The sequence below is a fragment of the Armatimonadota bacterium genome (genome assembly GCA_023511795.1).
In the GTDB taxonomy this organism is placed as follows: domain Bacteria; phylum Armatimonadota; class UBA5829; order DTJY01; family DTJY01; genus JAIMAU01.
In genome coordinates, this window is record JAIMAU010000006.1 from 80350 (window position 1) to 93383 (window position 13034).

Here is a 13034-nt window from a genome sequence, read left to right on the forward strand (position 1 = left end):
AGCGAGCCTCAAAAGTAATACAAGCACACTATCCGTAAATCCATTAGGAGGGTTTCCTAACAATGAGGTATCTTATAGTTCCCTTTTTCTTATTTATAGTATCGCCATTGTCTGCCGAAAAATCATACACGGATTATCCACAACTTCGGAACTTTTTCCCATTTGGAATATATGTCGCGGCAGAAAGGATAGGGGAATGGGACAAACCTGACTCGCCCACGCACATGGGGCGGCCAATGATCGAACCCTACCGGCGTGACCTCCTCGATATGGCACGCCACTATATCAACCTTGTCGCTATCGAAAACACTTCCATGATTCCGGTACCCATCCTAAAGCAAATGCTCGCTGAAGGGGAACATGTCGGCATATTCACCTGGGCAAGCGAAAATGGTCTACCAAATGAATCCGAGGCGGAAGCATATGCCCAGCGGCGAATTAGCCAATTCAAAGATGAAAAGGGACTCCTCGTATGGTCACCCTGGGATGAGCCATATCCCGAAAGTATGGACAAATGGCTCAAGTGGAAAAAGGCGTTCGAGGATGCTGATCCAAACCATCCAGTGATTGCCGTTACCTGCGGCGGGCCAAAAGGATTTGAAAACTATGATGTTATTCAAGCCTCCGACTATTATCCGGTTTATGTCGAAAACCCCGACCCATGGTCTGTGCGAGATTTCGTCAGGAGGTACATAGATGCTACAACAAAACCAAACTGGTTTGTCATCCAAGCATTCCAAGGCGAGGGAAGGCGCCTTCCAACGGTAGCTGAGAATCGGATGATGACATATATGGCCATCGGCGAGGGCGTAAAGGGAATCCTCTACTTCATTTATGACCATCTGGTTACCCACTACAACCACCCTGTGACACCGCAATGGGAAGACATCGGCAAGCTAGGGCGAATTCTTCGAGCAATCGGGCCAGAATTGCTTGACACTAGAATTGACCGTGAAAGTAGGCTGGTGGAAATGATTCCTGAGCCGAACACCGATTCGCGCCGTCCCAAGGATTGGCCAAGTGCCATATGCTCCGCCCTAAAATCACCGGCCGGACATGCGTTTATTGTTGTCTACAATACCAGCACCGAATCCCCTGTTCGCGTGCATCTTAAGGCGTCAAGCGGGCGGTTATTCGATTTGGTTTCGCTCGTAGAAACAAATATATCTTCTGCCGGCAGACAAACCCTAGACCTACAACTTAATCCAGGTGATGGGCGCATCCTTCTCCTTGCAAACGATAAGAATTATTTGCGCATTGCTGAAAAGATTCGCACAAACCTTTACTTTGCTGAGAGGAAGCTGGTTATGCTTGAACGCGAGCCAGCTGAGAAATGGAATGTTAAACTCGAGAAGGTAAACATGCTACTTGAAAGAGCAAAGAAAGCCGTGTTGATAAATGATCCCAAAAAGGGTTTATCGCTTGTGCTCCAAGCCCGCATAGCTCTAGAAGATGCGAAAAAAGGCAATGCCGACTTCTCTACCGCTCGAAAGGTACTTGATAAAGTATATCAGCGCCTTTGGGATCTCAACCAAGCGCTCAAAGAGTTTAGAGAAAAGCATCCTGACCGCTGGGAAGACAAAATAAAGTGGCCCTTGGATGGCGCTATATCTCGATTCCTTGAACTTGAACATCTATTTTCTCTCGGCGATCGAACGGTAGCAAGGCGTGCAGAACTACTATTAAGTGAAGTGGAAAATTCCGTTGGGGAGATCTCGAAGCAGAACTAAGCTTTAGTCTAATGCAGAGGATTTGATTTTTATATCTCCCCCAAATAGACTGGTAGCATCTTTATTCGCACGAGCCAACTTTCCACCCAAAGACTTTTTTCCAATTGCTAATAACTTGATATTATGCCTTTTTGACCATTCTGTGGTATACTTATCTCCGTGATTGCGAGCATAACTCTTAATCCAGCATTGGATAAGACAGTTTATGTTGACCAGCTGCTCCCTCATGATGCAAACCGAATCCGCAAAATCGAGGTTGATGCAGGTGGAAAGGGAATCAATGCATCAAGGGTGCTAAACGAACTGGGTAGTCCAACACTCGCCCTCGGCTTTGTGGGAGGTAAAACTGGGAGCTACATTGAGCACGTACTTGCAATTGAAGGCGTTAAAACGGACTTTGTGCGAACTGCCGCTGAGACGCGCACAAACATATGCATACAAGAATTTTCTGGTGCTCCACCCACTGTGCTGAATGAGCCAGGGCCGAATGTCACCAAAGATGAAATCGAGCAGCTTGTCACCAAAGTGTACGAATATGCTCCTAAGTCTTGTATGATGATTTTTGGCGGAAGCCTAGCGGCGAGCGTACCGGAAGACATCTACCGTACACTTGTCGCTGGCATCAGTAAATTTGGGACAAAGGCAATTCTTGACAGTGACGGCCGCCCAATGCTGCTGGGCCTGGAGGCGCAGCCCTTCATGATAAAACCAAACCGTGACGAGGTAAAGCGCCTCCTCGGCGTTGAAATAAGAAACTTCAAGGATGCCCTCCCCGCAATCGCTCAGTTTGCTGAAAAAGGAATCGAGATTGTGGTAATTTCAATGGGAGCGGAGGGAGCAGTAGCAGGTTCGGCCGATGGTGTTTGGAGCGCTATCCCGCCAAAAGTTAAACCAGTAAGCACGATCGGCTCGGGTGACTCAATGGTTGCAGGAATTGCACACATTCTTTCTCAAGGCGGGCCTTTAGACGAAGCTCTACGATGGGGCACAGCTGCTGGCGCTGCAATTGCAATGACAGATGGAACCGAAATATGCAAACGCCACCAGGTACTTTCGCTCCTGGATGGTGTGATCATCGAACGTCTGCGGTAGGACGGTAGGTTGGCAGTGGACATACATGAGTTCAAGCGTCTATTATCCAAAGAATTTGGCAAGAAGCTGGAGCACGCAACACCCAGCAACGTTCGCGACTTTCTGGATAGAATGCAGCTAAATGTTCTCGGCCCAAAGATGAAGGGGCCCGTTGTACTTCAAGAGAGCGCATCGTCCTATGAGGAGATAATTAAGGATTTCTTCGCGCGAGTACTAGATCTACCACGCGATGAGGCTCTCATCTTGCTATGGCTACTTGCTTTCGACCTTTCCTTCTCAGCCATTGAGCTACAACAAGCCGAAACATTTCGCTCACTTTTTGCTGAATACGAGGAGTAGTCTATACCCCTTGAATTGAACAAATCAGCTGTCAGCACGTCTATTTTTATGACGTGCAGATCGCGCTGAGGGTAAGGTGGTCTGTTTGCTGAATGCAGACACCGTCTTAGCGTCGACTCATCAGAACGACGATTGCGAAGCCTTCGACGAGATTGTCGCGCGCTACAAAGACGGGATTTTCAACTATATTTGGCGCATGGTTTCAAATCGCGATGACGCCGAAGACCTCGCTCAAGAAGTCTTTGTTCGAGCGTTTGCGTCCATGAAATCATTTCGGCGTGAGTCAAACGTCCGAACGTGGCTATACAGAATAGCCACGAACCTTTGCATAGACAAATATCGGCGGTCGAGCATTGAAAAGCAATTAATCACGCCGCTTATGCAAAGCGCCGACTGCAACGAAGATGCAAAGCCATTAGATGTGCCTGATACAACATATGACCCGGAGCGAACATATGACCGCACAGAACTTCAGGCTGAGGTACAGCGGGCGCTTTCGAAACTGCCGGATAAACTCCGGAGCGTAATAATTCTTTACGATATAGAAGGAATGTCTTATGAAGAAATAGCAGAGACGGTCTCTTGTCCGATTGGAACCGTAAAGTCACGCATTTTTAATGCGCGTGCACAATTGAGAAAACTGCTCAAACCTTATATCGAGGGTTGACGATGAACTGCAGACGAATAAGGAAAAACATTATAGATTACATGAGCGGCACGCTCAGCAAGGAAAAAACGGAGCGCATCAAAGAACATTTGCTATCATGCGCTGAATGCTCCCAACTAATCGCTGAGCTCGAAGCAACTTCTCATCTTGTGCGCTCGCTTGACAGAGCTAAAGCACCAGCAGGGTTCGAAAGTCGCCTTCAAACCCGTATAGCCTTCCAGCAATCTGTTAAGACCAATCGGAACCCAATCCGCAGGTTTGCTCGAGATTTTGCCCGAGCATTCATAGGTATGCGCCGGCTATCGTTGAGACCCGTAATTGCCGGAATATTATTTTGCATCATGCTCGGAGTATCCATTTTAATGATAATTAATAATAACGTGGCTCAAGCAACGGACCAAGCATTTATCAGCGTTTGTCAAGAACAACATATCTCGTTTGCCGCAGCCAATCCACTTGCGGATGATTCCGCGGTGCTCCTAAAAGATCGAGCTAGTGATCTTGCAAATGAATTGTAGCACGGACTGTCTAGACATGCGAATCGTGAAAGCAACAATTGTATACACCATCTTCAGCCTGATTCTCGGGTTGTGTCAACGCGCCGAGGCCATTGATGGCGCAACAATTCTCAAGAAAATGCTCATCTCCGAGGGGAACGTTTCCTTTACAGCACACCAGGTGACCACCCTCGCAAAGGGACCTTTTCTCACCTCTGAGCAAGAAGTTTACCGAGATGGGTTTAAAGGAATGCGGACTGAGTACACTTATCCCAACCAGTTGGCTGGTGAGATCATGATTGACGACGGAAAAGTTCTTATTCGGTTCATACCCAGGAATAAAACAGCAAAGACGCAACCTTCAAGGCTCAACTTTCTTAAGCTAAGAACAATAGAAGCTAACCGCGCACTTGAACGCGGCCAAATCCAAGTAGAATTGGTTAGAAGGGACAAAATCGCAGGAAGAAATGCCTACGTTCTAGAGGTAAAGCCGCGTGCGAAACGCGCGGGCCCTACTCGCAAGTTCTGGGTAGATACCGAGAAATGGGTCAAATTAAAGACGGAAGACATCGCTCCAGATGGGACCGTAGTATCTACGTCCTATTATACCAGGATAGACTTCACCAGCGTTCCTCCAGAAAAATTCCGCTTTAAACCGCCTCCCGGTGTTCGTGTCGAGCGAGGCCCGGAACGCATGCAGATTATGTCTATAGAAAAAGCCCAGCGCATTGTAGACTTCCAAATTCGCGAGCCAAAATATTTACCAAAGGGATTCAAGTTGCTAGGTGCAACTGTCGTTCCTTTCCGGCATGGGAAAGTAGTTGGCCTTAGATACTCCGATGGTGTAAGTTCTTTCTCTTTATTCCAAGCACCAAGGCGGATGCTAGACCCTCGGTTCCCAAAGCAACTCCAGAAGGACCCCCTCCGCGCCGGGCGTGGGGTATATGCGTGGAAGCTTGGTGAACTTAATTTCACTTTAATAGGCTCAATTCCAGCTGATGAAATAAGACGAATCGCAGATTCGATAAAATAGAATTTCGACGGGAAGAATTACAATATCTAGTCTGGGCAATACCACTCAATAACGCAATTGGAATAGCGCAAGCTTCAACCCCTTACAAAAAAGTATTCATACCGTCCAGTAGGTTCCTCCCACGTCACTTCTACATCGGTGACATGAGCCCTCCCAGGCCCTTGCCTTAAGAAAGAAAGGAATGTCTCAAGAGCCGAATCTTCCCCTTCAGCTACTACCTCGACAGCCCCGTCTGATGTGTTGCGCACATAGCCTTTAATCCCCAAGTCATTCGCAACTTGGCGAGCGAAAAATCGGAAACCAACCCCCTGCACTCGCCCACGAATAATCGCCCTGAACCGCCTGGTCATCGTTTATCTCCCAGTCAAATACTCCTTAACAACAGTCATTGGCCATATTTAGGCTATAGCAAGCGAATTCCTGCATTAGAAGTTACGCATTGAAAGGTTTTATCGCTTAGAACTTTGGGTATTTAACTTCTCGACATTATTTTTTCCAATATTATCGGCCGTAAAAACCGGCATATGGCTTGCAGAAACTGGTATATTTGCTAGTTGACTCTACCTATTGCAAGCGATAGACTGGTATAAATGAATACTCATGTCGGTTTCTGGTGGGCAATATTGGAAGCTAGTACCTATGGGTAGGCGCCATGAAAAAACAGTCAATTACCTATTGTCAGCTTGCTAGCTATATGATAAACTACTATAGAGAGCTGACTAAATCATGAGCGCCTGAAAGGAGCAGATATGAGACTCACAATAAAAGTTTTATGGCTTCTCATGCTTTTTTTGTTAATCCCCAGTCTAAGCACTGCCCAATATAAAATAGACTGGTTCTCAATTAACTCAGGTGGCGGGCCAACTGAAGCCGCCGGTTCATATAATATGAACGGCACAGTAGGCCAGGCTGAAGTCGGAGTAGTTGCCACGCCCGCCTATTCTCCAGAACCTCATATTCATTATATAGGATTTTGGTCCGGAGACATTGCCCAACCCCAGCAGGTAGATTCGCCAGCCGAGGTCAAGCTCGAGCGTGATGTCGCTTACGTAGCTATTGCGGGAGTATACGCAACAACGAACTACTCAACGGACTTCAGCGACAAAATTTATATAGAAGCAGGTGACCGCTCGTCGGGCATCCAATTTTATCACGGGCCATTGCAAATTCCTTCGGTTGCTGAAGGGGATAAAGTCAGTGTAATCGGCACCCTAGCCACCAAAAACGGTGAGAGAGCAATTATTGGCTCAACGGTTATGCTCCTAGCTCCAGACACGCCACCGATTTCTCTTTTGAAGCCGCTTGGGATGCAAGCACTCGCAGTAGGCGGAAGCGACTTCCAATATAACCCTGAGACAGGAGAAGGACAGCTCGGCGTGAGCCAAAACGGCCTGAATAACATCGGCTTGCTTGTAACAGTATGGGGAGCAGTGAAAGGGACCGTAATGGAGTCTGACGGAAATACATATTTGCTTCTCGACGATGGGTCGAAGCCTAATGCCCCACTGAGGATTGACAAATCTAAAATCGGTAGCTATTCTGACAATAGCATAATCCAAGTTACCGGAATAAGCTCTGTTGGGTATATCGACTCACAATTAGTTCCAATTGTCAGACCTAGAAGACCAGCGGACGTCATACAGATTTGGCCGCAGCCGTAAATCGCCGTATATCCAGGTTTTCGAAATATAAAAACATACGAAATTAAGTTTGTAAGAAAATAATCAGAAGAGGTGAGAAAATGAAAAGGTTTATATTCATAATGGTGCTAATTGCACTAGTCACCCAACTGGTAATGACGATTGCACTAGCAGAGGTAACAAATGTCACCTCCCCACCATTATCCAGAAAGTGGAACCTCATTAGTTTGCCTGCAATCCCAAAAAACCCAAATCCTGAGGTTGTTTTCGCAGGTTTCCCGGTAGGAAGTGGTATTCTCTGGAGATATAGCGCGCCGGACTCAAATTTCTACTGCTACGACCCTTGGGACCCCGAGCCGTTTGGTGGTGCGTTAATCACCGAAGGCTACTGGCTATGGTGTGAAAATGGTGGGCTGACCATATCCTATGAAGCCGTGACCGAAAACTACAATACCGACATGTGGATTAGCCTTCCTGGAAAGCCAACTGATACTATCGGAGGCGGTTGGACGCTTATAGGAACGCCCTACAACTTTAATTACCCCTGGGAAAACGTAAAGGTAACAGACGGTACGCAGACATTAACTGTAGAACAAGCATGCAATTTGGCAGATCCCTGGTTAGCGAAAACACATTGGTGGTTTGATGCTACAGCACAATCACTAATGACCCTGAGCTATCCAGACCAATGGCCTGATTCAACAGAATTGCTACCCTGGCATGGATATTGGATACAATCTCTTAAGGACAACCTCGCCTTGATTCTAGAGGTGCCATCTTAGTTAAAGGATTCTCGACACTCAACAAACATAAGAAAAAGCGATTAGCCAAAAGCTAATCGCTTTTTTATTCCAAAATAAAACCCCATAATTTTAATCGTGCTGCCAACAATTAGTTTAAAATTAAACGTTCCTATGTTCACAGATTCTCTGAGCACGTTTACTAATATATTTAACCAGCTTTCGTTGAAATTTCGTAATTTCACTCAAACACAAAGGCCATGAATCTAGCTGACATCTTTTTACTTTCCCTGCAATCCTGCGCAAACACACCCCCATTGAAGCAAATCGATTCCATCTTAATCAAAAGCAGGCCAACCACAGACTTTGTCAAATGTGTACGAATCTTATATAATACAGAATGGTGTCCTAGAATGCGGCGCCCCTATCCAGAAAAACTTTGGGGAGGAGTTCAAAGATATGGGAACTGAAATATCAATTTTGCAGAAAGCGCGAGCAGCCTATCAACCCAAGCTGCCAAAGGCATTGCGCGAAGGAAGAATCAAGGTTGAACTCGGACCGCCTTCCGAACCTGCAACAGACAAAGTAGAGATACAGGCATTATTCCCAAACACCTACGGCCAGCCGATTGCAACATTGGCTGAAGGCGATGGGAATCTTAGCACAGCTCCTATGAAAGTTGGAGTTGTCCTTTCTGGCGGCCAGGCTCCTGGCGGTCATAATGTCATCGCAGGTTTGTTCGATGCACTAAAGGCAGCAAACCCTGAAAGCAAGCTCTATGGCTTCCTCAAAGGGCCGGGAGGGGTGATAAAGTGTAAATACAAAGAACTTACAGCTGATGTAATAGACAAGTACCGCAACACTGGCGGTTTTGACATGATCATGAGCGGCAGAGACAAGATAGAAAAGATTGAGGAACTGGAAGCATGCGAAAAAAATTTCAAGGATCTCGGCCTTGATGGGCTAGTAATCATTGGCGGCGACGATTCGAATACAAACGCCGCCGTGCTCGCAGAGCACCTCAAAGCCAAGGGTTCTAAGACTAAGATAATTGGAGTGCCAAAAACCATCGATGGCGATATGAAAAATGAACATATCGAGGCTTCCTTTGGATTCGACACTGCCGCAAAGTTATACTCCGAACTTATCGGCAATATTGCTCGCGACGCAACCTCTGCAGTCAAATACTGGCATTTCATACGCTTAATGGGACGTGCGGCGAGCCACGTAACACTCGAGTGCGCGCTTCAAGTACATCCGAACATTGCACTGATTTCCGAAGAGGTCCAAGCCAAAGGCACAAATTTAGAAGAGATAGTTGACTATATCACCGATGTGATAGTCAAGCGTTCGCAGGCTGGAAAAAACTACGGTGTGCTACTCGTCCCAGAGGGGCTTGTAGAGTTTATCGCAGACATAAAAACCATGATAGATGAGTTGAGTGCAATTCTCGGCAAAGACGAGGAATATATCAAGAGCCTTCCAGACCATTCCGAGCGTGTACAGTATTTGAGTAGCTTGCTGAGCGAACACAGCGGAAAAGTATACAATTCACTACCGGTGGACATCCAGGAAGTCCTTCTCAAAAGAGACAGCCATGGGAACGTCCCGCTCTCACAAGTTGAAACCGAAAGGTTGCTGATTGACCTGGTTTCCGACAAAATACGCTTCCTGCAAGCGCATGATGGCAAAGACTTCGTGAAGTTCAGTCCGCTATCACATTTCTTTGGGTATGAAGGCCGATGCGCGGCACCGACTAACTTTGATGCAGATTATGCATATTCGCTTGGCTACGCAGCGGCACAGTTAATACGAGCTGGGCTGAGCGGATACACCGTAATGGTGAAAAACCTAACACGCCCAGCAGATGAATGGGTAGCAGGTGGTATCCCAATTACAATGATGCTTAATATGGAGGTTCGCAAAGGAAAACGCGTCCCTGTTATCCGAAAAGCGTTAGTAGACCTCGACGGCGCACCGTTCAAGGAGTTTGCAGCTAATCGAGAAAAATGGGCGCTAAATGACGAATATATTTACCCAGGTCCAATTCAGTATTTTGGACCGCCTGAAATTTGCGACGCACCAACAATAACGCTTACATTAGAAAGGCGTTAATAGAAGGGGCATTAAAAGAATCGGAGCGGTCATATTTTATGCTGCTTTAGATGACGGTGTTGATGTCATCCACTGGAATGCATTATAGAAATACGATTGCAGCTGAAGTGACTGTTCTCCCATCTAGCGACTTTACTATTATGGCACGTCTGTGGTAAGATAATGCTAGGTCCCCCTTGACAGAATATTCTTACTTTGGGGACCGAGTGTGTAATCGTTTCCATACCGGCAATGGTCGGCAAATACTAACTAAATACTTTAGAGAGGTCAGTATGTGTGGAATTGTTGGATTTATTGGAAGCAGGAACTGCGTATCATCCCTGCTTGACCAACTTTCAAAGCTAGAGTACAGAGGCTATGACTCGGCAGGCATTGCAGTTGTGGCAGACCATTCTTTGAAAGTCGTCAAGACTGTCGGAAAGATCAAAGATCTCCGAAAAATTATTGGCGACCTAAGCGGGAATTTAGGAATCTGCCACACTCGATGGGCAACCCATGGTGCACCATCAACCCCAAACTCACATCCCCATACAAGCTGCGGAGGCGACATTGCAGTGGTCCACAACGGCATCGTAGAGAACTACCTTGAATTGCGAGAAAAGCTCACAAAAGAGGGACATGTCTTCAAATCTGAGACTGATACAGAAACAATCGCCCACCTAGTCGAAAAGTATTACAAGGGCGATCTCCTCGAAGCCGTTCGAGAGGCCGTAAAAGAGATAGAAGGATCATACGCAATAGGCGTCATTCACAAAGACCATCCTGACATCTTGGTAGCAGCTCGGAAAGATAGTCCACTAATCGTCGGCATAGGGAAAGGTGAAAACTACATTGCCTCAGATATCCCAGCGCTTCTTGGCCATACCCGTGAATTCATGGTACTAGAAGACGGCGACCTAGCCCTCCTAACGAAAGATAATATCACACTTACTTCTGTTTCAGGAGCTCCGGTCAAGCGCGAGGTATTGCAGATTACGTGGGACGCCAACGCCGCGGAAAAAGGTGGCTACGAGCACTTCATGATAAAGGAGATACATGAGCAACCAGCGGTCATCAAAGAGGCTCTGCGAGGCAGACTAACCGCTGACGACACCGTGAGTCTTGAAGAAACAAAACTCACGCCCGAACAACTTAAGAGGTTCAATCGCATTTACATTGTTGCATGCGGGACTGCGTACTATGCCGGTTGTGTGGGAAAATATTTCTTCGAGAAAGTACTTGGCGTGCCAGTTGAAGTTGATTTGGCATCCGAATTCCGATATCGTGGCCCAATACTAGACGATAAAAGCTTGGTAATCGCTATAAGCCAATCGGGTGAGACCGCGGACACGCTAGCTGCAGTTCGTCTAGCGAAGAAGTTCGGCTCTACAACTGTGGCAGTTGTAAACGTAATCGGAAGCTCGTTATACAGAGAATGCGACAGCATTCTTTATACTCGTGCAGGGCCTGAAATCTGCGTTGCATCAACAAAAGCATACATCACTCAGATAATCGGCCTCTACCTGATGGGTATCTACCTTGCCCGCGCAAGAGGCACAATGTCTCTTGAACAAGAAAAGGAATACGTCAAAGAGCTGCGAAAGCTCCCTGAAGTAGCTGAGAGAGCAATGCAGACCGAAGACCAGATAAAGGAAATTGCAAAGGCACTGGCTCCCCAGGAACACGCATACTTCCTTGGTCGTGGCTTGGACTACGCAGTCGGTTTGGAAGGTGCGCTCAAACTTAAAGAAATTTCCTATATTCATGCCGAGGCATACGCCGCTGGCGAGATGAAACATGGCCCACTTGCATTAATTACAAAAGGCACTTGGGTAATCGTTCCGGTAACCCAAGAGCATGTGCGTGAGAAAACAATCTCGAACATCAAGGAAATGCAAGCTAGGGGAGCAACCATACTGGCGCTTCTCAAGGAAGGTGATCCCGACCTGAGCCATGTTGTTGACTATGTGGTCTGGGTGCCAAAGGTACACGACCTATTCATGCCTGTGCCAACTATGATTCCACTTCAGTTGCTTGCATACTGGACATCCCAAATATTAAATCGCGAGATTGACCAGCCTAGGAACCTGGCAAAGAGCGTGACAGTAGAATAAAACACAAGCTCGTATAAAGCCATAGTCGGCACGATTTGCTGACTATCAAAGACGGATTGTTGCACTAAAAGGGAGATTAGGTGCGAGAAAAGTAGTGTTTCTCCGACTACATTAGTTCACCTACTCTCCCTTTATTACAATATCATGAGCACTGTTCTTATTTACAATCCAACTGCTGGCCGAAGCCATCCGAGGCTGTTTAGAAGGGGATTAGAGCAAGTCATTTGTGAACACGGCTTAGACTGCGAAATCAAGTCAACAGCCAAGCCAGGTGATGCGACGATTTTTGCGCATCAGGCGGCAGAAAAAGGCGCAAAGCTAATAATTGCGGCTGGTGGGGACGGAACAATTAACGAAGTTGTCACTGGAATGGCCGGTTCAGGCGCTACTCTGGGTATTCTACCTCTTGGCACTGTCAATGTTCTTGCCCGCGAGCTTGGAATTCCACTAAAAATCAACAAAGCCATTAAAACTATCCTTCAAGGGCATGTCAAGAACATAGATATTGGCATCGCAAACAGCAGATGCTTTGTGCTGATGGCAGGTTTCGGATTCGATGCCGAAGTAGTCGCAAACATCGTTCAGCCGCTTAAAGACCTCATAGGCGCTACAGCATATGTGCTTAAAGGTCTCGAAACCCTTGCAAGGTACAAGGCAACGAAATTCACCCTTGAAATGCCAGATAACCGCTATTCGGGCTTGGCATACGTCGTGGTGGTTGCAAACTCCCCGACTTACACATACAAGTTGAAAATTGCACCATATGGGTCGCATGACGACGGTCTCCTAGATGTCCTTGTTTTCGAGCAACCAGTAACGTTCAAATTGGGGTTTTTGCGCCAAATTTTTGAACTATTCATGCAAAGGCATGTTTATAACAAAAACATCCGATACTTTAAGACAACAAGCGTGATTGTGCGCTCAGAACCTGACACAATGGTTCAACTCGATGGCGATTATTTCGGCAAAACCCCAGTAGCAGTCTCCATCTCTCCACACGCCCTTCCTGTCCTTGTTCCCTAGTATTTTCGGCAAATCCCCTATTTAACACTGCTAAAAGATAAGGCAGGGATTTCTCCCTGCCTTGA

At 46.7% G+C, this 13034-nt stretch carries 12 protein-coding genes; 11 read left to right on the top strand and 1 reads right to left on the bottom strand.

The genetic code is table 11. The annotated features are described in order from the left end of the window. The first annotated feature begins 62 nt into the window (after nucleotides 1–62). The 6 genes from K6T99_07390 to K6T99_07415 all read left to right on the top strand — a co-directional run bounded on the left by K6T99_07390 (nucleotide 63) and on the right by K6T99_07415 (nucleotide 5358). Nucleotides 63–1730, top strand: coding sequence for a hypothetical protein (locus K6T99_07390; protein MCL6519644.1), 1668 nt, complete (start codon nucleotides 63–65; stop codon nucleotides 1728–1730). A gap of 159 nt (nucleotides 1731–1889) precedes the next feature. After that, the gene (gene pfkB / locus K6T99_07395) at nucleotides 1890–2822 is read left to right on the top strand and encodes a 1-phosphofructokinase (protein MCL6519645.1); all 933 of its coding nucleotides are present in this window, start codon (nucleotides 1890–1892) and stop codon (nucleotides 2820–2822) included. Nucleotides 2823–2831: 9 nt separating this feature from the next. Next, nucleotides 2832–3161, top strand: a complete 330-nt coding sequence (locus tag K6T99_07400; protein MCL6519646.1) for a hypothetical protein — start codon at nucleotides 2832–2834, stop codon at nucleotides 3159–3161. A gap of 85 nt (nucleotides 3162–3246) precedes the next feature. Then, nucleotides 3247–3828: a sigma-70 family RNA polymerase sigma factor gene (locus tag K6T99_07405; GenBank protein MCL6519647.1), complete on the top strand. Its 582-nt coding sequence runs from the start codon at nucleotides 3247–3249 to the stop codon at nucleotides 3826–3828. A 2-nt stretch (nucleotides 3829–3830) separates the two neighbouring features. Continuing rightward, nucleotides 3831–4346 (top strand): zf-HC2 domain-containing protein, encoded by a 516-nt coding sequence (locus K6T99_07410; protein MCL6519648.1) that lies wholly within the window; start codon nucleotides 3831–3833, stop codon nucleotides 4344–4346. Continuing rightward, complete coding sequence (locus K6T99_07415) at nucleotides 4336–5358, top strand: MucB/RseB C-terminal domain-containing protein (GenBank protein MCL6519649.1); 1023 nt, start codon at nucleotides 4336–4338, stop codon at nucleotides 5356–5358. The genes K6T99_07410 and K6T99_07415 overlap by 11 nt, the downstream gene beginning before the upstream one ends. 74 nt (nucleotides 5359–5432) lie before the next feature. On the opposite strand, the gene K6T99_07420 is transcribed toward K6T99_07415, so the two are convergent. Further along, nucleotides 5433–5708 carry an acylphosphatase gene (locus tag K6T99_07420; GenBank protein ID MCL6519650.1) on the bottom strand — a complete coding sequence of 92 codons (276 nt, stop codon included), beginning with the start codon at nucleotides 5706–5708 and terminating at the stop codon, nucleotides 5433–5435. 399 nt (nucleotides 5709–6107) lie between these two features. Between K6T99_07420 and K6T99_07425 the strand changes: the two genes are divergently transcribed. The 5 genes from K6T99_07425 to K6T99_07445 all read left to right on the top strand — a co-directional run bounded on the left by K6T99_07425 (nucleotide 6108) and on the right by K6T99_07445 (nucleotide 12969). After that, nucleotides 6108–7019, top strand: coding sequence for a hypothetical protein (locus tag K6T99_07425; GenBank protein MCL6519651.1), 912 nt, complete (start codon nucleotides 6108–6110; stop codon nucleotides 7017–7019). 80 nt (nucleotides 7020–7099) lie between these two features. Then, nucleotides 7100–7780, top strand: a complete 681-nt coding sequence (locus tag K6T99_07430) for a hypothetical protein (GenBank protein MCL6519652.1) — start codon at nucleotides 7100–7102, stop codon at nucleotides 7778–7780. A gap of 417 nt (nucleotides 7781–8197) precedes the next feature. Continuing rightward, nucleotides 8198–9853, top strand: a complete 1656-nt coding sequence (locus K6T99_07435) for a diphosphate--fructose-6-phosphate 1-phosphotransferase (protein ID MCL6519653.1) — start codon at nucleotides 8198–8200, stop codon at nucleotides 9851–9853. A gap of 272 nt (nucleotides 9854–10125) precedes the next feature. Next, the gene (gene glmS, locus K6T99_07440) at nucleotides 10126–11946 is read left to right on the top strand and encodes a glutamine--fructose-6-phosphate transaminase (isomerizing) (protein MCL6519654.1); all 1821 of its coding nucleotides are present in this window, start codon (nucleotides 10126–10128) and stop codon (nucleotides 11944–11946) included. A 144-nt stretch (nucleotides 11947–12090) separates the two neighbouring features. Further along, nucleotides 12091–12969, top strand: coding sequence for a diacylglycerol kinase family lipid kinase (locus K6T99_07445; protein ID MCL6519655.1), 879 nt, complete (start codon nucleotides 12091–12093; stop codon nucleotides 12967–12969). The last annotated feature ends 65 nt before the right edge of the window (nucleotides 12970–13034 follow it).

What these genes read in the sequence shown, in the direction of transcription:
- K6T99_07390 (MCL6519644.1), top strand. Translation starts at nt 63, where the DNA reads ATGAGGTATCTTATAGTTCCCTTTTTCTTATTTATAGTATCGCCATTG.
- K6T99_07410 (MCL6519648.1), top strand. Translation starts at nt 3,831, where the DNA reads ATGAACTGCAGACGAATAAGGAAAAACATTATAGATTACATGAGCGGC.
- K6T99_07415 (MCL6519649.1), top strand. Translation starts at nt 4,336, where the DNA reads ATGAATTGTAGCACGGACTGTCTAGACATGCGAATCGTGAAAGCAACA.
- K6T99_07420 (MCL6519650.1), bottom strand. Translation starts at nt 5,708, where the DNA reads ATGACCAGGCGGTTCAGGGCGATTATTCGTGGGCGAGTGCAGGGGGTT.
- K6T99_07425 (MCL6519651.1), top strand. Translation starts at nt 6,108, where the DNA reads ATGAGACTCACAATAAAAGTTTTATGGCTTCTCATGCTTTTTTTGTTA.
- K6T99_07430 (MCL6519652.1), top strand. Translation starts at nt 7,100, where the DNA reads ATGAAAAGGTTTATATTCATAATGGTGCTAATTGCACTAGTCACCCAA.
- K6T99_07435 (MCL6519653.1), top strand. Translation starts at nt 8,198, where the DNA reads ATGGGAACTGAAATATCAATTTTGCAGAAAGCGCGAGCAGCCTATCAA.
- glmS (MCL6519654.1), top strand. Translation starts at nt 10,126, where the DNA reads ATGTGTGGAATTGTTGGATTTATTGGAAGCAGGAACTGCGTATCATCC.
- K6T99_07445 (MCL6519655.1), top strand. Translation starts at nt 12,091, where the DNA reads ATGAGCACTGTTCTTATTTACAATCCAACTGCTGGCCGAAGCCATCCG.